This window comes from Salinisphaera sp. SWV1, from assembly GCF_052044155.1.
Lineage (GTDB): Bacteria > Pseudomonadota > Gammaproteobacteria > Nevskiales > Salinisphaeraceae > Salinisphaera.
The window spans coordinates 1-19,760 of record NZ_JBQDYE010000054.1 but is presented as its reverse complement, the minus strand read 5'-3'; the positions used below and the strand labels follow the sequence as shown (position 1 = coordinate 19,760).

At 58.8% G+C, this 19,760-nt stretch carries 21 protein-coding genes and 1 pseudogene; 7 read left to right on the top strand and 15 right to left on the bottom strand.

The features are described 5' to 3' along the window. Window positions 1–292: 292 nt before the first annotated feature. The 11 genes from ccmI to hemA all read right to left on the bottom strand — a co-directional run bounded on the left by ccmI (window position 293) and on the right by hemA (window position 8,791). The gene (gene ccmI, locus ACS8YF_RS18125; RefSeq protein WP_440851518.1) at window positions 293–1,114 is read right to left on the bottom strand and encodes a c-type cytochrome biogenesis protein CcmI; all 822 of its coding nucleotides are present in this window, start codon (window positions 1,112–1,114) and stop codon (window positions 293–295) included. Next, window positions 1,111–1,608, bottom strand: a complete 498-nt coding sequence (locus tag ACS8YF_RS18120) for a cytochrome c-type biogenesis protein (RefSeq protein ID WP_440851517.1) — start codon at window positions 1,606–1,608, stop codon at window positions 1,111–1,113. The genes ccmI and ACS8YF_RS18120 overlap by 4 nt, the downstream gene beginning before the upstream one ends. Further along, the gene (locus tag ACS8YF_RS18115; protein ID WP_440851516.1) at window positions 1,605–2,138 is read right to left on the bottom strand and encodes a DsbE family thiol:disulfide interchange protein; all 534 of its coding nucleotides are present in this window, start codon (window positions 2,136–2,138) and stop codon (window positions 1,605–1,607) included. Before ACS8YF_RS18115 ends, ACS8YF_RS18120 begins: the two co-directional genes overlap by 4 nt. Window positions 2,139–2,185: 47 nt before the next feature. After that, window positions 2,186–4,156 carry a heme lyase CcmF/NrfE family subunit gene (locus ACS8YF_RS18110; RefSeq protein WP_440851515.1) on the bottom strand — a complete coding sequence of 657 codons (1,971 nt, stop codon included), beginning with the start codon at window positions 4,154–4,156 and terminating at the stop codon, window positions 2,186–2,188. Between the two features lie 2 nt (window positions 4,157–4,158). Then, entirely contained in the window at window positions 4,159–4,623 is a 465-nt protein-coding gene (gene ccmE, locus ACS8YF_RS18105) for a cytochrome c maturation protein CcmE (RefSeq protein ID WP_440851514.1), read from the bottom strand. Further along, window positions 4,607–4,819: a heme exporter protein CcmD gene (gene ccmD / locus ACS8YF_RS18100; RefSeq protein ID WP_440851513.1), complete on the bottom strand. Its 213-nt coding sequence runs from the start codon at window positions 4,817–4,819 to the stop codon at window positions 4,607–4,609. The genes ccmE and ccmD overlap by 17 nt, the downstream gene beginning before the upstream one ends. Next, window positions 4,816–5,547 (bottom strand): heme ABC transporter permease, encoded by a 732-nt coding sequence (locus tag ACS8YF_RS18095; protein WP_440851512.1) that lies wholly within the window; start codon window positions 5,545–5,547, stop codon window positions 4,816–4,818. Before ACS8YF_RS18095 ends, ccmD begins: the two co-directional genes overlap by 4 nt. A gap of 19 nt (window positions 5,548–5,566) precedes the next feature. Continuing rightward, complete coding sequence (locus ACS8YF_RS18090; protein WP_440851511.1) at window positions 5,567–6,088, bottom strand: hypothetical protein; 522 nt, start codon at window positions 6,086–6,088, stop codon at window positions 5,567–5,569. Window positions 6,089–6,127: 39 nt separating this feature from the next. Next, on the bottom strand, window positions 6,128–6,520 hold the full coding sequence (locus ACS8YF_RS18085) for a c-type cytochrome (RefSeq protein ID WP_440851510.1): 393 nt from the start codon (window positions 6,518–6,520) through the stop codon (window positions 6,128–6,130). A gap of 186 nt (window positions 6,521–6,706) precedes the next feature. Further along, a complete protein-coding gene (locus ACS8YF_RS18080; protein WP_440851509.1) occupies window positions 6,707–7,042 on the bottom strand; it encodes a high-potential iron-sulfur protein in 336 nt (111 codons plus the stop codon). Window positions 7,043–7,462: 420 nt separating this feature from the next. Then, window positions 7,463–8,791, bottom strand: a complete 1,329-nt coding sequence (gene hemA / locus ACS8YF_RS18075) for a glutamyl-tRNA reductase (RefSeq protein WP_440851508.1) — start codon at window positions 8,789–8,791, stop codon at window positions 7,463–7,465. Between the two features lie 412 nt (window positions 8,792–9,203). On the opposite strand from hemA, the gene ACS8YF_RS18070 reads away from it, so the two are divergent. From ACS8YF_RS18070 to ACS8YF_RS18060, 3 genes are all read left to right on the top strand, one after another. Next, complete coding sequence (locus ACS8YF_RS18070; RefSeq protein WP_440851507.1) at window positions 9,204–9,503, top strand: hypothetical protein; 300 nt, start codon at window positions 9,204–9,206, stop codon at window positions 9,501–9,503. Window positions 9,504–9,581: 78 nt separating this feature from the next. Beyond that, window positions 9,582–10,961: an oxygen-independent coproporphyrinogen III oxidase gene (gene hemN, locus ACS8YF_RS18065; RefSeq protein ID WP_440851506.1), complete on the top strand. Its 1,380-nt coding sequence runs from the start codon at window positions 9,582–9,584 to the stop codon at window positions 10,959–10,961. 380 nt (window positions 10,962–11,341) lie between these two features. Beyond that, a complete protein-coding gene (locus ACS8YF_RS18060; protein ID WP_440851505.1) occupies window positions 11,342–11,812 on the top strand; it encodes a transposase in 471 nt (156 codons plus the stop codon). Window positions 11,813–12,027: 215 nt separating this feature from the next. On the opposite strand, the gene ACS8YF_RS18055 is transcribed toward ACS8YF_RS18060, so the two are convergent. The 4 genes and pseudogenes from ACS8YF_RS18055 to ACS8YF_RS18040 all read right to left on the bottom strand — a co-directional run bounded on the left by ACS8YF_RS18055 (window position 12,028) and on the right by ACS8YF_RS18040 (window position 14,895). Further along, the gene (locus tag ACS8YF_RS18055; protein ID WP_440851504.1) at window positions 12,028–12,759 is read right to left on the bottom strand and encodes a cytochrome c biogenesis CcdA family protein; all 732 of its coding nucleotides are present in this window, start codon (window positions 12,757–12,759) and stop codon (window positions 12,028–12,030) included. 473 nt (window positions 12,760–13,232) lie between these two features. Then, a complete protein-coding gene (locus tag ACS8YF_RS18050; protein ID WP_440851503.1) occupies window positions 13,233–13,985 on the bottom strand; it encodes a Crp/Fnr family transcriptional regulator in 753 nt (250 codons plus the stop codon). A gap of 345 nt (window positions 13,986–14,330) precedes the next feature. Beyond that, window positions 14,331–14,727: pseudogene (locus ACS8YF_RS18045) on the bottom strand (methyltransferase family protein); the annotation flags it as partial. Window positions 14,728–14,751: 24 nt separating this feature from the next. Next, window positions 14,752–14,895 carry a hypothetical protein gene (locus tag ACS8YF_RS18040; protein WP_440851519.1) on the bottom strand — a complete coding sequence of 48 codons (144 nt, stop codon included), beginning with the start codon at window positions 14,893–14,895 and terminating at the stop codon, window positions 14,752–14,754. Window positions 14,896–15,623: 728 nt separating this feature from the next. On the opposite strand from ACS8YF_RS18040, the gene ACS8YF_RS18035 reads away from it, so the two are divergent. The 4 genes from ACS8YF_RS18035 (at window position 15,624) to ACS8YF_RS18020 (ending at window position 18,957) form a co-directional block, all read left to right on the top strand. Continuing rightward, on the top strand, window positions 15,624–16,052 hold the full coding sequence (locus ACS8YF_RS18035) for an SHOCT domain-containing protein (RefSeq protein ID WP_440851502.1): 429 nt from the start codon (window positions 15,624–15,626) through the stop codon (window positions 16,050–16,052). Window positions 16,053–16,106: 54 nt separating this feature from the next. After that, window positions 16,107–16,487 carry an NfeD family protein gene (locus ACS8YF_RS18030; protein WP_109994496.1) on the top strand — a complete coding sequence of 127 codons (381 nt, stop codon included), beginning with the start codon at window positions 16,107–16,109 and terminating at the stop codon, window positions 16,485–16,487. Window positions 16,488–16,567: 80 nt separating this feature from the next. Continuing rightward, on the top strand, window positions 16,568–18,763 hold the full coding sequence (locus ACS8YF_RS18025; protein ID WP_440851501.1) for a copper-transporting P-type ATPase: 2,196 nt from the start codon (window positions 16,568–16,570) through the stop codon (window positions 18,761–18,763). A gap of 68 nt (window positions 18,764–18,831) precedes the next feature. After that, window positions 18,832–18,957 (top strand): hypothetical protein, encoded by a 126-nt coding sequence (locus ACS8YF_RS18020; RefSeq protein WP_440851500.1) that lies wholly within the window; start codon window positions 18,832–18,834, stop codon window positions 18,955–18,957. The last annotated feature ends 803 nt before the right edge of the window (window positions 18,958–19,760 follow it).

The window sequence follows — 19,760 nt, the reverse complement described above, 5'->3', positions numbered from 1 at the left end:
CAAAACTCTGATTTCCACTGATTGCTCCCGGTTCAACATCTCGGCGACTCAAAAGCCGCCAGTTTCGCCCAGGGGGGGTCAAAATTACTTCGGCGTCAGGGGGGCAGTTTTACATCGGCGGTAACACGTGGGGCACTTTAGATGGCCATTAACACCAGGGAATACAAACTTTGTAAACCGAACTGACGCGCCTGTATTGGACCCGGCCGACGCCCGCCAGGCAGGCCGACTCCCCTTGGGTCATTCCACCGTACCCCGGCAGCGGCTTGGAAAGCACTGCCACCGATTAGAATTATCCGGAATTCGCGGCGAGAGCCTGACGAACTTGCCTTATACGCTTGTTCAGCAATGTTTTGAACGATCGTGGCAAATCAGCTTGGCTGATTCTTTTCCAATAGGCCAAGGCGTGTCTGTAGTCATTGGCCTCCTGAGCAGCCACACCCGCCAGCCACAAGGCTTCCGTATTGGCCGGGTCTATCTTCAGGGCCTGATCGAGTAGTTTTTTGGGTTGGCCCCGGAAATCTGCACCCGCTGCCATGCCCAGTGCCTGTGCCTGATGGCTGAGTATCTCGGCATTGGGCAGGGGCACATGCGCTTCGGCCTGAGCATAGGCGGCTGCGGCCTGACTGTAATGGCCAAGCGACATACGGATTCTACCCAGCAAAAACCATTCTTGTGGATTCTGGGGATGGGCCTGCAACTTCTGCGCTAACTGGCTGGCGTCGCTTTCCAGCTTGTGTTCGTGACGCGATGCTTGCAGGCGCTGCATGCCGCCACTGGTAACATAAAATGCGCCCCCCAACAGGGGCAGGACAACAACGAATGCCGCCGCTAACCAGCGGCTTTTCCCGGACGGCTGTCTATTGTCGGTAATGACCCCCTTCAAATCGCGCGGCAGGCGGTGCACCAGCTCTTCACGAGCGCCGTCAGCTTCCTCTTCCGCGAGCACACCGGCTGCCGCATCCGATGCCAGTTCCTGTAACCGGTGGCGATAGATAGCGATATTTTGTTCGTCGCGGTCCATTTCGCGACTCGAATTCTTGCAAAGCAGCGGCATCATCGCGACAGATAACGCCACCAGCATCATGGCACCGAAAACGAACCAGGCAATCATCGACGGTCCTCGCCTTGGTCATCCGAAAGCAGTTGTTCGCTAAGCGCCAGGGACCGCGCATCGAGTCCGGCGGATTCAGGGTGAGGCCTGCGTGAACGGCGTGCTTGGATCCACACCACCAGCAGCCCGAGCAACAACAGGACGAACGGGCCGACCCAGAGTGCCCATGTCAGCGGCTTGAATGGCGGCTTGTACAGCACGAAGTCACCGTAGCGATCAACCAGATACTGACGAATCTGCTGGTCGGTCTGCCCCTGCCCGATCTTGTGTTGTATCTGGCGCCTCAAGTCTGCAGCCAGGGGGGCGCTCGAGGCGGCAAGGCTTTCATCCTGACAGACGAGACACCGCAGCGTACCCAGCAAGTGTTGATATCGCGCCAGGGTCTGAGCAGACCAGCTGGCGGGAGTCTGCCAATGTTCGGCCTCAGTGGGCGCGCTGGCCTGCGCCGATATGATGCCCATGGATAAAAATGCAAACAGCAAAACAACTCTCATGATGCAGCCTGCAGCTTGGCAACCAGCGGCAGGATCTGCTGCTGGATGACTTTCCGGGTCAACGGGCCCACGTGCTTGAGCCTTATCACGCCCTGCTTGTCCACAACAAACGTCTCGGGCACGCCATACACGCCCCAATTGATACCAACGTTTCCGCTGGCATCAAAAGCGACGACGCTATAGGGATCGCCGTGGGTTTTCAGCCACTTCAGTGCCTGTGCCCGCTGATCCTTGTAGTCGAGGCCGATAATGGGCACGACATGCTGGCGTGCCAGTGCCATCAGTACCGGAGACTCTTCCCGGCAACTCACACACCAGCTGGCCCAGACATTGACCAGGCTGACCTGCCCTTTCAGCCGCTGACCGGTCACATGGCTCGACGCCTGCTTGAGGGCGGTCAGGGAAAAAGCCGGTGCCGGCTTGCCGATGAGCGGCGACGGTACGAGACGAGGGTCTCGGTGCAGGCCGACCCAGAATATCGCGACCAGGCCGATGACCAGCACAAAAGGCATCAGATAGCGCAAGCGCATGCCCAACGGCCTCCCCGGCCCGTACAAATTACAGTGCCACGCATCGGCTAGTCGGCAGCTGTCGCTATGGCGCCAATTCGCGTGCGCTCGGGCATAGCCAGCCGATACCGCCGGTCGGTGGCTGCCAGCAGCCCACCGAGCCCCATCAGGAAACCGCCCAGCCATATACAGCGTACGAACGGCTTGACATACAAGCGCACACTCCATGCCCCGCCGCCGAGCGGCTGCCCCAGCGTGGCATAAAGATCCCGTAACAGGCCCGGGTCAACAGCGGCCTTGGTCTGCGGAATACCGCCACTGTAAAGACGCTTCTCAGGGTGGAGACTGGTCACCCGACGCCCATGGCGCTCCACGATGATCCGACCCTGTTCGCCTGTATAGTTCGGCCCTTTGATCCCCTGCGCGCCCGAAAAAACAAATGTGTAACCACCCAGATGGTGCTGGCTGCCGGGCGTCATACGCACCGCGTCATATACGCTGAAAGCGCTGCTGAGACCCACCCCGAGAACCGTGACGCCCAAACCGATATGCGCGAGGGTCATGCCCCATGTACCCCGAGGCACCCGCCGCAGAATGCCATGCCAGCCCGGCTTGGCGCGTATGCGCCTGATCGGCTCCTCCAGAGCCGTTGCAATCGCCCAGAAGCCCATCACGCCGGCCACAACGGCGACCACCCCCTCGCGTCCAACCACCAGCCAAGGCACGAGCACCCCGGCGAGCACCGCCGCGATCAAAGCGACCCACAGCCGGCCGACGACGCGCCGGGGACGGCCGCGCTTCCATGGCACGCTCATCGCGAGCCCCATGGTCGCGAGCAGAGCCAGCACCAGCGGTATGAAAACCGCGTTGAAATATGGGGGGCCGACGGAGATCTTCTCCAGGTTGAGTCCCGTCAAAATCAGCGGATACAAGGTACCCAGCAGAACCACGGCGGTAGCGCAGACCAGCAGCACATTATTGATCAGCAGCATCCCTTCCCGAGAAAGGATCCGAAACTCGCCCCAGGCGGCAAGCTTGGGTGCCCTGATGGCATAGAGCAACAGCGCGCCCCCCACCAGCAACCCGAAAAAGGTCAAGATGTAAAGACCGCGCGTGGGAGACACGGCAAACGAGTGTACCGAGGTTAGAATACCCGAACGCACCAGGAAGGTGCCCAGCAGCGTGAGAGCAAAGGCGCATATTGCCAGCAGCACTGTCCAGCCCTTGAACAGGCCTCGTTTTTCGGTCACGGCCAGCGAGTGAATCAACGCCGTGCCTGTCAGCCAGGGCATGAGACTGGCGTTCTCAACCGGGTCCCAGAACCACCAGCCGCCCCAGCCCAGCTGCCGATAGGACCACCAGCTCCCGAGCGTAATACCGATTGTCAGGAACAGCCACGCTGCTGTGGTCCACGGCCGGGCCCAGCGTGCCCAAGCGGCGTCCACGCGTCCGTTGAGCAGGGCCGAGATCGCGAAGGCGAAAGCCACGCTGAATCCGACGTAACCCATATACAGCATCGGTGGATGCGAGGCCAGCCCGGGATCCTGCAGTATCGGACTGAGATCACGGCCTTGCATCGGCACCGGGAACTGGCGCATGAACGGATCGGATGTGAACAGCATGAACGACAGGAACGTCATGCTGATCACGCCCATCACGGCCAGCACGCTGCTTCGGACCTCGACCGGCAGCCGGCGGCTGAATGCACTCACGGCCGCTGTCCATACGGCCAGAATGAACGCCCAGAGCAGTAACGACCCGGAGTGGCCACCCCATACCGCCGCTAATCGGTAGAACACAGGCAAGGCGGTATTCGAGTGGTCAGCGACATAGACCACCGAAAAATCATTGACGTAGAAGCAATACGCCAGAGCCGCGAACGCAAAGGTGACGAAGAAACACTGGCCGAGAGCCGCCGGCCGGGCCACGCTCATCAGCACCCGGTCGTGGCGATAAAGCCCGAACAGCGGAAGGCACGCCTGTACCACGGCAAGACACAGGGCCATGATCAGGGCGAAATGTCCAAGCTCGGGGATCATACTCAGCCGCCCTCCTTACTCGATACGTGCCCGCTTTTTCGAGCACGGGCGACCTTCAGCTCGCTGGCCACGTTCGGCGGCATATAGGTCGAGCTGTGCTTGGCCAGAACATCGGAGGCGATGAAATGCCCATCCGGTTTCAGATGTCCTTGGGCCACGATACCCTGCCCTGGCCGGAACAGATCTGGCAGTGCACCACTATAGTAGACCGGAATTGAATGTGCGCCATCCGTGAGTATAAAACGCACATTAACACCGTTCTTGGAATGCTTGACGCTACCCTTCTCGACCAGACCGCCCAGGCGGAACATGTGGCCGACGGGGGCTGTCCCGAGCGCAATCTGGCTGGGGCTGTAAAAATACATAAGATTGTTGCGAAAGGCATTGAGAGCCAGTCCCGTCGCACTGCCCACGCCGACGACCAGGAAAGTCACCAGCAGCATCCTTTTTTTACGCCTGGGTGTCATCGCCCTGCCCCGTCTGTCTTGCCGTCGTGCTTTGTTCAGCCAATGCCCGTTCAATCTCAATTCGTCGCAGCAGCCGCCGCCGGGCCAGTATCGGTGCGACCACATTGAAAGCGATGACAATCAGCCCCAGGGCGTAGGCCGGCCATACATAGAGCCCATACCCGCCCATGGTGATGAATTCGTGCCACGACTTCATGGTGAAATTAATTTTGCGACCCAGCGACTATGCCGCTCGCGCCACAAAATCTCATTGCGCATACGCATCAGCACCACGGCACCGTAAAAAATCATGAACGCCACCGACATCACAAACAGCGGTATTAGCATCGATTTAGCGATGTTCGAGGAATCGAAAGTTAGACTCGCGCCCTGATGCAATGTATTCCACCATTTGACCGAGTAATGGATGATCGGAATATCCACCACCCCCACCAGCGTGAGGACCGCACAAGCGCGGCTGGCCGACCTGACGTCGTCGATTGCGTTGTAGAGGGCTATCGTCCCCAGATAAAGGAAAAGCAGAATCAATTCGGAAGTCAGGCGGGCATCCCATACCCACCATGTGCCCCACATGGGCTCCCCCCACAGGGAACCGGCGGCAAGCGTCAGCGCCGTGAAACTGGCCCCGATAGGGGCGCTGGCCACCAGAAATACTTCCGCCAGCTTAATCCGCCAGATCAGCGCCACGGCGCTGGCCGCCGCCATGGCCACATAGACGAACAGCGACATCCATGCGGCCGGCACATGGACATAGAGAATCCGGAATCCGTCACCTTGCTGATAGTCCGGCGGCGCCAGAACTAGGCCACCGATCAGGCCCGCCACCATTAACAGGCCGCTGGTCCATGCAAACCACGGAATCAGTTTTCGAGCCCACTGATAGAAATATGGGGCCGAACCCAGTTTGTGGATCATCACCCACATAACCTTACTCTCGCGTCCGTTATCTTGCCGCGATGCCGGGAGTACTGCTGCCGTTCGCGGCCGAGGCCCGGGCTTCCCGCCAGGGCACGATCCAGAGCTGGTACAGGCTGGTCAGGATCATCACCGAGAGTGAAAGAATGAAGAGACCACCCCCGACAATTGTCACGTAGACAAAAGGCTCGAAATAGTGGGTCAAAAACCAGCCGGACACATCGATGGGAAAGGCCGCGAAGGGCACGACACACCAGAAGACTCGCCAACCCACCGCAATCCTCGAATGAACGAAGATAAAGCCGATCAGCCAGAACACGGGAAATAATCCCATCATGTGGATATGTGCCAGGCCAATCAGTGTATTCACGCTCATGCCGGGCCCGTAATAGGCCGTGGCGATGTCGTGCGGGGTAATGATCAGGCCGGTGGTGGACATGTGGCTGACGTCGATATAGGCAAGAGCCATCAATATGCCCACGCCCACAAAAAGAAGTGCCGCAGTGTTCAGGGCCTTCAGCTCCAGCGGTTGTTCCGGGAGAGGCTTCATGGCGTGTCCTTGTACAGAAATTACAGGCACCTACCGTGTTTAGTGCATCATGCCGCGGCAGGCAGCTTTCTTCATGCTGGAGTAATAGGCGGCTAGATCCTGGATCTGTGTCTTGGAAAGCCCGGATGCGATGCCATGCATAATCGCGTTATTACGCTGGCCGCTTTTGAAGCGCTGCAGCTGCTGCACCAAGTACTGATAGTTCTGCCCTGCCAGGTTGGGATACTGACTGTTGACGGCGACCCCATTCGAGCCGTGGCAGGCGGCACACTGGCCCGATATAGCCTTGCCGGTGCCGGCACTCGGACCAGCCACGGCGACGCCGCTGATCAATAACAGAACTGCGGATACAAGAGTCGCCCGCTTTACCCGGCCAGAGAGACCCCGGCGGCCATCTGGCTTGTCGCCAGCCTTATACGCTTTGACTTTCATAACGTCTTTCCAGCCCATGGCAATCGACAAACCAAAACTTTCCGGCTATGCCACCGTGTATTAATGATGCGGCACAAGTGCTTGACCTTTGATCATGAAACCCCGAGTTGCTGGTCCCAGAATCAGCCACTTGTGGGCCCATCAATAACGATCGATGACATCGCCACCGCTCGCTCCCGCTACCTGTCAGCTACTTGCCTTCGACCATGCAGAGCACCAGCCTTGGGGGCTAACCTTACCGGCAACGATTGTGCAATGGCCCTGGGCACTGGGCGTAGGCCCCGGAATAAATGCGCGGCAGTTGCTACACGTCTGGTTGCCTTTCGGCGTGTCCTGATACTGGACCGCTTTCTTGGGCACGTCCCCGGGGTGGCGGGAGTCGGCCCGAGCCACGCGAGACAGCAGCAGGTCGGGCGCGGCCACCAAACCGAGTGTCGCGACACCGGCGCTTTTAAGCAGCTTACGGCGACTGGTCGAAATGGATGGCTGCGTTTTGCCAGTGTTCTTTGCATCGTCTTCCACAGTGTTCTCCTTGATTCAGCCTACATTTCGTGACATGGAGTCGATTCGCTTTAGGAAACCCACGGCAAATCAAGAGGCCTGAATGTGCGCGACAGGGAAACCAGTCTGCCCAGAGCTTCTCCCGCATGTCGCGGGTCCATGGACATCATTGTGCGCAACCCGGGGCGAAGAGTCGTTGATTTAAATCAATAGAAGACAAAGAAATATACGGGACGCATACTGCGCGAGAGGCAATCAGCAGCCAGAGCCTGACGACGTTTACCCTTACGCATACGGCCCTTTTAAACTAAACAGGCGCCAGCAACACTTGATGCGGCACCTCAATCGCTAAACTAAACCGTCCCGGGAATGCTGGAGACTCCAACTCTTGAGAGAATTGGAGTATTAAACTTCGTATCTTAGGCTTTGCCGCGAAAAGCTTTAGTGGATGTCTTCGACATTGAGCAGGCGACTCACAGTGCGCAGTGTTTCTCCGCTGGCATCCTCCAGATTTGCCTCTGCCAGAGCCCGAGTGGGGTTGTGAAGCAATCGTCCGCTCAGTTGGCGGGAGAGATAATCGAGTGCCTCCTCGGCAGGCATTCCGTTTTTCAAGCGGCGCTTGGCACGTTCGAGCGTGTCCCGCCGGTCGCGTTCGGCCCGTTCCCGCAATGCGCGGATTGCGGGAACGGAGGCGCGCCCGCGCAGCCACTGTAGATAACGAGCCACGTTTTCGTCGACAATCCGTTCGGCGTTGGCAGCAGCCTCACGGCGTGTGCGGATATGCTCACGCGCAAGACGTCCCAGGTCATCCGCAGACAGCAGACGCACGCCGGGCAGTTGTCCGGCGGCCGGTTCGATGTCGTGCGGCACGGCTAAATCCAATAGCAGAAGGCCCTTGTTTCGGCACCCATCCAAAGCGCCTGCGACCCGCTTCGCATCGAGTATGACGTGATCGGCAGCAGTGGAGCTGACCACCACATCCACGCGGGGCAGAACGGCGTCAATCTCGTCGAGTGTAAGAACCCGGGCGCCACATTGCCGGGCCAGCGATTCAGCGTGCGCTCGGGTCCTGTTGGCAATCCACAGCTCACCGATGCCGCGCGAACTCAGGTGCCGCAGGATGAGCCCGGCATTCTCGCCGGCTCCGATCACGAGGACCGACGCATGCGCGGGTTGGTCGATTGCACGCTGGACCTGAGCCGTGGCGGCGCCGGCCAGCGAAACCGGACACCCGCCGATGCCAGTCCGGTTGCGGATACGCTTGGCACTGGCCACAGCGTGTTCCGAGAGTCGCGATAATGCGGCTTGGACAGTACCCGATTCGCGGGCCAATAAGAAGGCACGCTTGAGCTGGCCGAGAATCTGGGTCTCTCCCAGCACCATAGAGTCAAGGCCCGAAGCGACGCGAAATAAATGGCGCACGCTTTCCCCGCCATTGTGGCAATACAGGTAGGGCCGCAGGTCGGCCGGGTTTAGGTCACGCCACTGGGCCAAGCGCTCCAGCAGACGGATCCCGGCGTTTCGACCTTCGGCCAAGGCATAGACTTCGGTTCGATTACAGGTTGACAGCAGAGCGCACTCCTCGACGCCGTCGGTCGAAGCTAGATGGCGTATCACGGCTGGCGTTTCATCGCCAGCAAAGCTCAGACGGCCCCGGATATCCGCACTGGCGGTACGGTGACTCAGGCCGACGACAAGGAGTCGCGGCGCTACCGAGAGCGTAGATACGCCAGCATCCTGCTCGATCACGAACGTGCTCTGCTTCTTCAATGATCACCCCTGGAACTATGGCAGCCAACTGGCCATCCGCCGGTTGCTTTCCGCTAGAAGCCACAGGATACCGCCCCGAGAAATATTGACCTTGATCTAGATCAATCTGATTCCGGCTTAGCGTGACTCTCAGTGAAAAAGACCGCCTCGCGTAGCCTTGTGCTCGAGACGGGCCGGACAGCGGACGGCGGCAACCGGTGCCGGCGGCGCCCCTACCTCTCAACGAGAACGGTGATTGAATCGCCAAGCTAGCGCCAGACTGAGGTGCAAAGTTCTGGAGGGTCACCGCCAACCGGCGAATGGCGGTTGATATGCGTCAAGGATCGTCTGTCGTACCGAGGTTAATCTCTTTGTCGCAATAGCGCAGACGACCATCAATGATCTGGCCGTAAACAAACAGAGAGGGACGAACGTGGACTCTAGCGCCGGGTACGACAATGCGCCACGAATCAAGGCGTGGCGCTGCATTGGGTGCGGCAAACTGGAAGCGCCGCAGCTCTGTATCGGCATCTGCCAGGATCGAAGGGCCGAACTGGTGGATGCCGACTACTACGAACAGGCGCTGAGTCAACTTCAGCAGATGCGCCGGGAAAAGGCGGCACTCCGGAGGCTGCTGCAGCAGCTGGCTTACACGATGCCGCACGATGGCCAATGGGAGCACACCTATCGTTATCTTCAGTCATCGGCCCGCAAGCTGCTCGCCGAACATTAGATGTCGACCGCTAGCAACCGGAACCGGGCATCGGCGATCGAGCTCGTTTCTCAGTCTGATGCGACCCAGGGGATGTAAATGGATGATTTGATGGCGCTCGCGCAACGATATGACGTCGCCGCACCCCGCTATACGTCTTATCCGACGGCCGTCAGTTTTCAACCCGATGTGACACCTGAAGCACTCGTTGCGGCTATCCAGCGAAGTAACGAAGCAAAAGCACCAGCCTCCGTTGAGCTTTACATTCACCTGCCGTTCTGTCACTCACTGTGCTATTACTGTGCGTGCAATCGCATTATCACGCGCAACGCCGACAAGGTCAGGCGCTACATGGATGGGCTCGTCAACGAGGCGGCCCAACTGGCGTCCCATCTGGGACGAAACCGCGCAGTCCGCAAGATCCACCTGGGCGGAGGCACCCCCACCTACCTGCCACCCGCCGCGCTCGCCGAACTGATGGAGCGCTTGGCGGAGGTGTTTGCGTTTGCCCCGATCAACCATCGCGAAGCGGCTATAGAGGTCGATCCTCGCTCGGTCAGCGCCAACGATATGGGCGCATTGAAAGCCGCGGGCTTCACACGGCTTAGCTTTGGTGTGCAAGACCTGGACCCGAAAGTCCAGTCCGCTATCAACCGTGTGCAGCCCTATGCACGGCTGCAGGAACTGGTCGGCGCAGTCCGGCGTGAAGGCTTCAGCTCGCTCAACTTCGACCTCATCTACGGCTTGCCCCACCAGAGCGTCGAGCGCTTCGGGCAAACTCTGGAACAAGTGCTCGAACTGGCCCCTGACCGGATAGCCTTGTATGGCTATGCCCACATGCCCGAGCGCTTTCGCGCCCAGCGGCTACTCAACGGCCACAACCTCCCGTCAGGACACATGCGACTGCAGATCCTGATGCGGGCGATTGAACGTCTGACCGCGGCCGGCTATATCTATATCGGCATGGATCACTTCGCGCGGACAGGCGACGCATTGGCGGTGGGACGCCGGGAGCAGACGTTGATCCGCAATTTCCAGGGCTATGAACCGGGACCTCATACTGACCTGATCGGCCTTGGCATGAGCGCCATCAGCGCGCTTGGCGACATCTACACACAGAACCACAAGTTATTGCCGCAATGGGGCGCGGCGGCCGACGAGCGCCGCCTAACGGTGGAGCGGGGCTACGTCTTAAGTCGGGATGATCGCGTTCGCAGAGACGTGATCGAGGTCATAATGTGTCGTGACAGGCTGAATTTCTCCGAAGTCGAACAACGTCACGCCATTGACTTCGAAGCTTATTTCGCCGGGGCGCTTGCTCGGCTGCGGGAGCTGGAAGCTGACGGCCTGGTACAGAGAGATACTCATGCCCTGCACATAACGCCACGTGGCCGGCTGTTTCTGCGTGCAATCGCCATGTGCTTTGATGCCTATCTCAAGCAACCCGCTCAAAAGGCGCGCTACTCACGTATTGTGTAACCCCATTTAAGGCGTCCACGACAGGTCGTTTGCACCCGTCTCAGTCTATTCCATCACTGAAAGCCACGCAGGCTGCAACGTAATCAGACAGGGAGCATTCAGGCAGGCGCTCAACTTGTCTAGCGCCTCAGCAATCCACGAATATTTTTAACAGTTCGGCGATGAAACCAGAAAGCATGATCACGCTAGGGCGCCACTGAAAAACCCGGCAAAACTCAGGGCAATAGTCAGCATTTGAGAGTAAATAGGAGCCGAGCGGATGAGAAGCCCGGACGCCGAACAGCCGTCGCTATTTTTGGTATTCGCAGACGACCGATTTTGCACCCGCCGATCACCCGCAGCGCCGGATGCGATCGCTGGTCGATGGGGCACTAGACTCGATGGACGGCACGCTGACGGTCAGCGATTCGCATACGGGCCGATCGGGCGTCGCGCCGGAACGCCTGATCCGGGCGTTGCTGCTCCAGGTGCTGTACGCGATCCGCTCCGAGCACCAGCTCGTCGAGCAGGCCCGCTACAACATGCTCTTTCGCTGGTTCGTCAGGCTGTCGTTGGACGATGCGGTCTGGGACGCCACCACGTTCACCAAGAACCGCCAGCGCCTCATCGACGGCGCGGTGACCGGTCGGTTATTGGACGCGGTGGTCGATCAGGCGCGCCACCGCGTCGAGACCCCATTCGGCTGGGGCCAATACGCCCGACCGCTCAAGCAAACGATACGGCACGGACTGGGTCGGGTCGCTGCTCAGGCCAAGCGGGTGTTTGCCAGTTACAACCTGATACGGATGGCCGCATTTGAGGCCGCATGGACGCGCTCCTTAGCCGAACTGTGTCCGAAAGGCGGGATTTGAACCCTGCAAGCCCGAAAATCGGGCAGAAAGTAACCACAAACCAAGTCCGAACGTACCACGGGCGCGCCTCGCGCCAAAATTTTGTTGCTATTTCAGCAACGCCCTAGACATCATGGATTGACGTGCCCTGTTCAATGCGGCGCTATGTCAGGATTTTAACCCACGCCCAATATAACCTACACAATGTTGAGGACGGGCGGATCAATCCATGATATCTAGCCGACACGGGAAAGAACCGGAAATGCAGCAAGAAGCCAGTAAGAAAAACGCGATAATTGTCCTGTCATGACCACGAGACCCATGATCATTAACACGATACCGGAAACGCGGTAGAGCCAGAAACCCGTTCGGCCCATATAACGTAAACGCTGAACCAGAGCCCCGGTAAAAAGGGTTGCTAATAGAAAAGGCACAGCCAGTCCCGCTGAATAGACACTCAGCAGTCCGATGGCACTTTTTGTATTGCCGCTGGCCCCAACCGTAAGTATGGCACCGAGTACGGGCCCAATACACGGCGTCCACCCAAACGCGAACGCCATCCCCAGCACATAGGCGCTAAGAGGCGACCCCCCTGCGATTCTTGCGTAAAAGCGGTAGTCTTTTTGCAGAAAAGGCAGCCGGATAAAGCCGGCCATCAGAAGCCCGAAAACGGTGATGATGCATCCCCCCAAAAGATCCGCTATCTGCTCATGGGCGAGAAGTAAATGACCGATCCAGGAAGCACTGGCGCCGAGTGAAACGAACACACTCGTAAACCCCAGAATGAACATACAACTCAGCCCCAATGCTGGCAGTCGAGCAGCTGGTTGATCCACGAGTTCATTCACTGACCGACCAGCGACGAACGATATATAACCTGGCACCAGCGGCAAAACGCAGGGTGATAAAAATGAAATAACACCAGCCGTAAAAGCGGCTAACAGCGCAATATGGGCTATTTGAGGCAAGTTACTGCTCCTCCTTCAATAAAATTAGCGTAAGCTATGATCGGATAATATACAAAAGTTAGCCTTATTGTACGGAGACTCTGTAGGCATAAGTTTACGAGCGCGCCAACGTCGACAGATCACCCAACATTACTGACCGATAAATAATCCAGCGGGGTTGGTGATATAGATTCACGATCGCGAATGAACTGCTGACTGAGATTGTTAAATAATCAAGATATCAGTTTTGCACGCATCTCCGACATCGGCTGCCAGGCCATCCGTTCGAAACCGAGCTCATCCGATGGCAGTAACAATCATTTTTTCGTATTTAAGTTTACGAATGTCAACTAAATAATACGAAATTGTATTATCTTGAATACTCAAACCGGGTCGTGGTTATGTACGGCATCACAGATCGCGCCACGTGGTTTATGTGATCGACTCACTCTTGAGCGACCTGTCGCCGGCATCCGCCAAGCGGATCCGGCAGCTTATATAGCGCCTGTAGACCGAACCTCGCGCAGCGCCTCGATATTCGTGATACGAAGTGCCTTGCCTCTCTTGTCGATCACCCGGGCTTTTTGCAATCGGGCGAGCGTGCGCGACAACGATTCTTGGCGCATGCCGAGATAGCTGGCCACATCTATGTAGTGCATGGGCAGATGAATAGCCGTCGCCGAGCGGCCCAACGAGGCAAACAGTGCACTGAGTTCGAGCAGAAACCAGGCCACCTTGCGCGGGCCGCTGTTTGCGGCCAGGACCAGGAGCGACTGATATTCGCGACCCAGACGGTCGCTCATCAAGTGAACCAGATGAGGACGCAAGGTGTCGTCGATCGCATGGAAGGGAATAGCGCACAGCCAGCTGTCTTCGAGAGTGACGAAGCTATGGGCCCAGTGCGTCCCGTGGAACTCGGCCAGGCCGGCGATCGAGCCCGGAAAACGGAACGCGAGAATGCGTTCGCTCCCGTCGATCTCATTCACGATCGCCTTGAGCGAGCCAGCGCGGATCGCGTACATCGACTCGATGGCATCGCCCTGACTCACGACGATCTGGCCCGCCCGGATAGGATACGACTGCCGGCGCACCTGGAGCTCGAAGCGCTCCAGAGCCCCATCGCCCAGATCGGCCGGTAGGCAGTGGGAACGAAACACACAAACCGTACACTGGCTCCGGGACACGCTCGCGTTGACTCCGGCGTGCTCGTATCCGGTTATGTGGGCGGTGCTTGCTTGGGTCACCATTTCTTGCCTGCCTGCCAGGCTCTCAGGGAGGGGCTGGGGTGGTGGATGGCGTAACCTTGACCCTACGCAAAGAGCGAACGGCGCTCCTTGATCTAGATCAACTTCGTTGCTGCAGAGTGCATACTCCTGATATGGATTGCATCGCAAACATCTGTGCCAAAAAGATTTTGTTTTGGCGCGGATTTTGACCTATCCCAAGGGCATCATGGATTGCGATGCAATCCATGTGGTCTACTTGGCATCCGCCCGGCGACTATAATACTGTCGTTCGAACTCAATAACTTATTTGATTTGGCTCGACGACTCAGTGGATCAGCACTCATCCAGGTGAGCCATCGCCACCCCGTACAGCTCATCGGTCGCGAGCCTGTGTTCCTGGTGTGCGCGGCAATAGAGCTCGCGCCACCCTACGGCGAACAGGCCGATGCCGGTGAAAGGGAGCGCATACCCGAAAATCATCGCGATCATCATGCCGGTGGCGCTCATGCCAAGCAGCGTCGACCACAAATTGGCGTTCAGGTGGTTCCGGTCCAGGCCGAACATCCGCACCGTCATGTAGATGGTCAGCAGGAACCCGTACATCTCGGTGTAGAGCACGATGATGAAAGCCTGGACCAGTCCCGCTCTCGCCCACTCGCGCCAGTTCTTCGGCGCGAAATAGCGGTAGAAGACCCAGGACACGATGACGATCATGAGGACCGCCAGGCCCCAGAACTCCTAAATGTGCGATGTGCAGGTTCATATCGTAGATTACTCCGTCAATGGATTACGCGCGCACGTTGCGCAGGCGCAGTGCATCGCCGATGACCGAGGGCGAACTCAGGGTCATCATGCCTACCGCAATCATCGGAGAGAGGAGAAGGCTGAAGAACGGGACCAACACGCCTGCGGCGATCGGAATGTCGAGCACGTTTACGGACGTCAATGCCAATGTAGACGGTCATCTCGTGCCTTCTCCTTGTTCGTGCAGTCTCACCGCGCCAGCGGGGACTTGGATACCATTCACGTTTCCGAGATGAAAAATCGGTCGGGGGCATGATCTAACGCGCAAGCTATTGGCTTCAGGGCCTGTGGATGCTCACCCGACCGAGCACCGCTGACGGGTAGCTAATCAGTCAGCTTCGGCAAGACACAAGGACCTGTTGCCGTTTCGTGCGAGTCCGCGCTCGTACGAACCGGCTGGCCCCGGCGCGCGCAACACGCGGATGGCGTTCAGGACTTTGACCACCGGATTTACTTGAGCATGACGTAACTCGCCGGGCGCTACGCCAGTCGGTAGCTGATCTTGTGGTCTCTGATGGGCAAACGCGATGCTGGGCAGAGCGACCACCGTCAGGGCAAGCGCGGCGGCTGCCATCGTACGTTGTAATGGCTGGCGGTTTTCATGGTTAAGCGCTTGGAGAACCTGATTCCTACCGACTCGAACCGGCCGGTCGCCCGATACTGCACAGAGTGCCGACGATTCTTGCTTGAAAAAATCGTTTACAAGCTTAAATGCCTGTGATCATTCTCAATATCCGAGGCGACTCGCGTATTGATCCACATCAACACAACAGAGCTTTTTCTCGACATGTCCCGAAAGCATGACGACGTGTCCGCGCCACGGCAGATCGGCACACAAATGGCCGCTATCCTACCTTGACGCAGATCAAGATCGCCCCTCTTGGCCATGGTTTAATCAATTCATATCAACCAGGAAGCTTTTGGGGCGGAACCATGACCGGGATCAAGAAACTGCAGGCGACCGCGCTGGCGGTTGCTACAAGCGTGGTTACACCGGCCGGGGCTCAGACTGGGGATGGTTACTACTATGACCACGGCATGATGTGGAATGGAGGCTGGAGCGGAATGTTTTTCGGTGGACTGATGATGCTTGTCTTCTTCGGCGCCGTGATCATATTGGTGGCATTCAGTGTCCGGTGGCTGACGGGAATGGCCAGTCATCAGAGTCACTCGGACACGGGCCCCAAGCCCGACAAGGCGCTCGATATTCTCAAGGAGCGCTACGCGCGCGGGGAAATAGGCGAGGAGGAATTCCAGGACAAGAAAAAGCATTTGTCCGATTGAAACGCGCCCATCGCGATGGCTTTGATATCGCCCCTGCGCCGCCGGTGATGACCCATGTGTCACATCATCCTGTTTCTGCCATTGCTCGCCTTGCCGGTGTTCTGGCTACTTCCGCTGGTCTGGGCCATACCGCTTTATCTGACCGCATTGGCCGTGTCGGCGTGGCTGTATTGGATCATGCTTCGCGGCATGCAGCGGCCCGTCATGGCCGGGCCGGAATCGCTCCTAAACCGTCATGGCCAGGTCACCCAATGTGACGGCGGGTCCCTGATGGTGCAAATCCACGACGAACTGTGGAAAGCCACTTCGGACGACGATTCATTACACAATGGCGACAAAATCATTGTCATTGGACGTCACGGCCTGGTCGTGCATGTGAGTCGCGATCGCCTTGATCAACCTGCATCCATAGCATGCCGAGGACACATGGGATGACCAGCCTTCAAGTCCGGAATCGATCCGATCCGCTGCGACAGCCGGCGCCATCTCGCCCAACGGCGCTCTACATCTGTCCCATGCATCCGGAGGTCAAGCAGGACCAGCCCGGTGAGTGCCCCAAATGTGGCATGACGTTGGAGGCCACGACCCCACCCAAACGCCGCACGCAGTACACCTGCCCCATGCACCCCGAGATTATCCAGGACACGCCCGGCGATTGTCCCAAATGCGGGATGACCCTGGAACCCATGACCGTTGCCAGTGATACAGACGACGGCGAGTTCAAGGCCATGAGCCGACGCTTCTGGTTGAGCGTGCCGCTCTCGGCCACGGTGCTGCTGCTGGCCATGGGCGAGATGGTGCCGGGCCTGGGCATTCGCGATTTCCTGGGAGCCGCCTTCGGCTGGATTCAGTTCGCGCTGGCCACACCGGTCGTGCTCTGGTGCGGTGGCTTCGCCTTCCAGCGCGGCTGGAAATCCGTCGTCAATGTCAGTCCGAACATGTGGACGCTCATTGCACTTGGCGTCGGGGCCGCCTACGGCTTTTCCGTCTTCGATCTCCTTCTACCCGATCTTTTGCCGGCGGCCTTCAAGAGCGCCGGCGGCCACGCTCCGCTGTATTTCGAGGCGGCAGCGGTGATTATTACGCTGATACTTCTCGGACAGGTCCTGGAGACGCGCGCTCGTGGGCAGACGTCAAAAGCATTGAAATCCTTACTGGACCTGGCGCCACCCACAGCCCGCCGGATCGGTCGTGGCGACGACGAGGAGGAAGTTTCTGTGGACGCGCTACAAGCCGACGACCGCCTGCGCGTGCGGCCCGGGGAAAAAGTCCCGGTGGACGGCGAAATCATCGAGGGCCACTCGACGCTGGACGAATCCATGATCACCGGCGAGCCCCTCCCACAGGAGAAAGGCGTTGGCGATACGATCACGGGTGGAACTGTCAATCAGACCGGTAGTTTCGTGATGCGCGCGGCCCGCGTCGGCGAGAATACAGTGCTGGCGCGTATCGTGGACATGGTCGCCCGGGCGCAACGCTCGCGCGCGCCGATCCAGGGCCTAGCGGATAAGGTCGCCGGCCTCTTCGTGCCGGCTGTCGTGGTCGCTGCCATCATTGCCTTTGTGGTCTGGGCGTTGATCGGTCCCGCGCCGGCGCTGGCTTATGCGTTGGTGGCAGCGATCTCCGTGCTGATTATCGCTTGTCCTTGCGCGCTCGGTCTGGCCACGCCCATGTCCGTCATGGTCGGCGTGGGCCGCGGCGCACGCGAAGGCGTATTGATCCGCGATGCCGAAGCCCTGGAATTGATGGAGCAGGTCGACGTGCTGCTAGTCGACAAGACCGGCACGCTCACCGAAGGCAAACCGAAGCTGGTGGCGGTAGAAACCACGTCAGGTTTTCAGGAATCCGACGTACTGCAATGGGTCGCCTCGCTGGAAAACGCCAGCGAACATCCACTGGCCCGCTCGATCGTGGCCGGCGCAGCCGAGCGCGGCATCAAGCCGGGGAGCGTCACAGATTTCGATTCCATCACTGGTAAAGGGGTCCGCGGCACCGTGGACGGACACGCGGTGTTCATCGGCAACGCCCGCTTGATGGAGGACAACGGTATCGACGCCGCGGCGCTGTCGGATGTCGTCGACAAGCGCCGTGCCCGGGGTGAAACCGTGATGCTGGCCGCCGTGGACGGCGCTCTCATAGGCGCGGTCGCCGTCGCCGACCCGATCAAGGAATCCACCCACGAGGCCGTGCGCATTCTGCATGATGCAGGCTTGCGCCTCATCATGCTCACCGGCGACAACGAAAAGACCGCCCAGGCGGTGGCTGAACGATTGAACATTGATGAGGTCCATGCCGGCGCCTTGCCGGAAGACAAGCATGCGCTGGTGGAAAAACTCCAGAGCGAAGGACGTAAGGTGGCCATGGCCGGCGACGGCGTGAACGATGCGCCGGCGCTGGCCAAAGCCGACGTGGGCATCGCCATGGGCACCGGCACCGACGTGGCCATGGAGTCCGCCCGCATCACGCTGGTAAAAGGCGACCTGCGCGGCATCGCCAAGGCGCGCCGGTTGTCCGAACAGAGCATGCGCAATATTCGACAGAATCTGTTCTTTGCATTTATCTACAATGGCGCCGGCGTGCCGGTCGCCGCTGGCGTCCTATATCCACTGATCGGCACCTTGCTGTCGCCGATGCTCGCGGCAGCGGCCATGAGTTTCTCGTCGGTGTCGGTAATCAGCAATGCGCTGCGACTGAGTCGAACGAACCTTTGACGCCCGGACCCGACCAGCCAGAAACCACGTTCCTGCTCCAGCACTGTGATGACAGGACGTAAATGTTCATGAGCCCGCTCGAGTCAGTTGATCTGCAGATGGATCCGTGCTCACTCATCGCATATAAACTCAAGCAGCAAGAAACCATTCATAACCGAGGAATGGAAACGACGCTGACGCTCGGCTTCGAGTGATGCGAAGCGCTATCGCACTACTCAAGTTTAACCATCCTCTGTTCCGCGGCAGCCGGCCGGCAAAACCCGGCCGCCGCCGCGGGACTTTCGGTACGAACCGCTGGATCTGCTGGAACCGTTGCCGGGCGGCAATCGTTGTTATCTTGTGGCGTTGTCGATCGACACGATCACAGGCCGACGTATTCCGCCGAAAACGGGCTGGGTGTTGCCCACGCGTGTCTGGAAAGACCGCGACGCCAGTGATCTGATGGGTTAACCCTGCTCGCCGGTAAGTACTTAACGCAGCTTTGTTGCATAAACTCAAGTCGGGTGTACTTTTCCTGCTGATTGCCGAAGCTAGATGCGCCCGGCCGAGTGAATAGGGGAAATCAGCGGCGAGCGCGCTGAGAAGCCCTGCCGCGACTGTGCCATGGTGTGCTGACTATAGACGCCGATACTGAAGGTCAACACGCACTATTACGCGAGCCCGCCACGCTGTCGCAGGTTCGCGGCCTTGGTCGGCTGCGCGTCGAGCTCGATGAATTGCGCAGGCGGCCTGCTGGCACAGCCGCCCACCCCAAGCGGTAGCCCCAGCGCGACAAGCGGTGTGGTGTAACGGCCCACTAGTCCGATGCAGGAATCCTGAAATTGAGCCTCGCCATTAAGCAGTCCACGTTGGGAACGGACACCGGTACGTCCAAGCGTATAGGAGCCCTTACGCTTACTCTGATGACAACAGCGCTCTTTCTCACACTGCGCAATATGCCGATGATGGCGGACACCGGATTGCAGATGGTGTTCTTCAATCTGGTCACGGTATTTGC

Bases quoted from the DNA above. Each gene is read 5' to 3' on its own strand.
- ACS8YF_RS18090 (WP_440851511.1), bottom strand. From the start codon at position 6,088: ATGAAGCCTCTCCCGGAACAACCGCTGGAGCTGAAGGCCCTGAACACT.
- ACS8YF_RS18030 (WP_109994496.1), top strand. From the start codon at position 16,107: ATGTGTCACATCATCCTGTTTCTGCCATTGCTCGCCTTGCCGGTGTTC.
- ACS8YF_RS18020 (WP_440851500.1), top strand. From the start codon at position 18,832: ATGAGCCCGCTCGAGTCAGTTGATCTGCAGATGGATCCGTGCTCACTC.
- ACS8YF_RS18025 (WP_440851501.1), top strand. From the start codon at position 16,568: ATGCATCCGGAGGTCAAGCAGGACCAGCCCGGTGAGTGCCCCAAATGT.
- ccmI (WP_440851518.1), bottom strand. From the start codon at position 1,114: ATGATTGCCTGGTTCGTTTTCGGTGCCATGATGCTGGTGGCGTTATCT.
- ACS8YF_RS18060 (WP_440851505.1), top strand. From the start codon at position 11,342: ATGGACGGCACGCTGACGGTCAGCGATTCGCATACGGGCCGATCGGGC.
- ACS8YF_RS18050 (WP_440851503.1), bottom strand. From the start codon at position 13,985: ATGGTGACCCAAGCAAGCACCGCCCACATAACCGGATACGAGCACGCC.
- ACS8YF_RS18085 (WP_440851510.1), bottom strand. From the start codon at position 6,520: ATGAAAGTCAAAGCGTATAAGGCTGGCGACAAGCCAGATGGCCGCCGG.
- ACS8YF_RS18095 (WP_440851512.1), bottom strand. From the start codon at position 5,547: ATGTGGGTGATGATCCACAAACTGGGTTCGGCCCCATATTTCTATCAG.
- hemN (WP_440851506.1), top strand. From the start codon at position 9,582: ATGGATGATTTGATGGCGCTCGCGCAACGATATGACGTCGCCGCACCC.
- ACS8YF_RS18110 (WP_440851515.1), bottom strand. From the start codon at position 4,156: ATGATCCCCGAGCTTGGACATTTCGCCCTGATCATGGCCCTGTGTCTT.
- ccmD (WP_440851513.1), bottom strand. From the start codon at position 4,819: ATGAAGTCGTGGCACGAATTCATCACCATGGGCGGGTATGGGCTCTAT.
- ccmE (WP_440851514.1), bottom strand. From the start codon at position 4,623: ATGACACCCAGGCGTAAAAAAAGGATGCTGCTGGTGACTTTCCTGGTC.
- ACS8YF_RS18120 (WP_440851517.1), bottom strand. From the start codon at position 1,608: ATGAGAGTTGTTTTGCTGTTTGCATTTTTATCCATGGGCATCATATCG.
- ACS8YF_RS18115 (WP_440851516.1), bottom strand. From the start codon at position 2,138: ATGCGCTTGCGCTATCTGATGCCTTTTGTGCTGGTCATCGGCCTGGTC.